Annotated in this window: 1 protein-coding gene; it reads left to right on the plus strand. The window is 66.9% G+C overall.

Features of this window, described 5'->3' with window-relative positions:
- The first annotated feature begins 110 nt into the window (after nt 1–110).
- On the plus strand, nt 111–1,394 hold the full coding sequence (locus BJF85_RS24550) for an IS256 family transposase (RefSeq protein WP_075850312.1): 1,284 nt from the start codon (nt 111–113) through the stop codon (nt 1,392–1,394).
- Nucleotides 1,395–1,427: the final 33 nt, after the last annotated feature.

A 1,427-nucleotide genomic window follows, 5' to 3' on the forward strand; every position in this document is an offset into this window, starting at 1 on the left:
GAGCAATGCTTGAAACCTGTGGATGGCCGGGAGGGCGTACCTTCCCGGTGACCGGATGAAGGTTCCAAGCATGGCCGACGCGCCAACGTCGGCCGGGAAGGTACGACCCGATGCTCACCGTAGTCCCTGACCCTGCTGCTGGCGATGATGGCCTTCCCGCTGGCTCGTCGTCGTTGATCGACGAGATCGTGCGCGAGGGCGCACGCCGAATGCTGGCCGAGGCGTTGCAGGCCGAGGTCGACGCCTACATCGCCCGGTTCGCCGGGGAGCGTGACGAGCGCGGCCACCGCCTGGTGGTGCGTAACGGCTACCACCAGCCGCGGGAGGTGCTCACCTCGGCGGGCGCGATGGAGGTGACCGCGCCACGGGTCAACGACAAACGCGTCGATGCGGACACCGGCGAGCGTCAGCGGTTCGCCTCGGCGATCCTGCCGCCGTGGGCGCGCAAGACCCCGAAGATCACCGAGGTGCTGCCGCTGTTGTACTTGCACGGGCTCTCCAGTGGCGATTTCGTGCCCGCGCTCGGGCAGTTCCTCGGCTCCACCAAGGGCCTGTCGTCGGCGGTGGTCACGAAGCTGACCGAGCAGTGGAAGGCCGAGCAGCGGGCGTTCGCCGAGCGGGACTTGTCCGATGTGGATTTCGTGTATATGTGGGCGGACGGCATCCACGTCAACATCCGCCTGGACGAGGCGAAACTGTGCCTGCTGGTAATGATCGGCGTACGTGCCGACGGCCGCAAGGAACTCGTCGCCCTGGCCGATGGCTACCGCGAATCCACCGAGTCCTGGGCTGATCTGTTGCGCGACTGCAAGCGGCGCGGGATGCGCGCTCCCGTGCTCGCCGCCGGGGACGGCGCGCTTGGATTCTGGAGCGCGCTGCGCGAGGTCTTCCCCGAAACCGCCGAGCAGCGCTGCTGGTTCCACAAGATCGCCAACGTGCTTTCGGCTTTGCCCAAGTCCGCACATCCCGGAGCGAAGAAGGCGTTGGCCGAGATCTGGAACGCCGAGGACAAACGACACGCCCTGGACGCGGTGAAGGCCTTCGACGCCGCCTACGGCGCGAAGTTCCCCAAAGCCGCCGCCAAGATCACCGACGACATCGAGGAGCTGCTCGCGTTCTACGACTACCCGGCCGAGCACTGGCAGCACCTGCGCACCACCAACCCGATCGAGTCCACCTTCGCCACGGTGCGGCACCGAACGAAGGTCACCAAGGGCCCCGGCTCGCGCGCCGCCGGGCTGGCCATGGCGTTCAAACTCATCGAATCAGCACAGGCCCGCTGGCGCGCCGTGAACGCACCCCACCTCGTCGCCCTCGTCCGCGCCGGCGCGCAGTTCGAGAACGGAAAACTCGTCGAACGACCGGACGACCACACCCAATCCGCAGCCGCCTAAAAGATCCTCATCCACAGGTCTTGACAATTGCTC

It is taken from the genome of Saccharomonospora sp. CUA-673 (assembly GCF_001942305.1).
Lineage (GTDB): Bacteria > Actinomycetota > Actinomycetes > Mycobacteriales > Pseudonocardiaceae > Prauserella.

Bases quoted from the DNA above. Each gene is read 5' to 3' on its own strand.
- BJF85_RS24550 (WP_075850312.1), top strand. From the start codon at position 111: ATGCTCACCGTAGTCCCTGACCCTGCTGCTGGCGATGATGGCCTTCCC.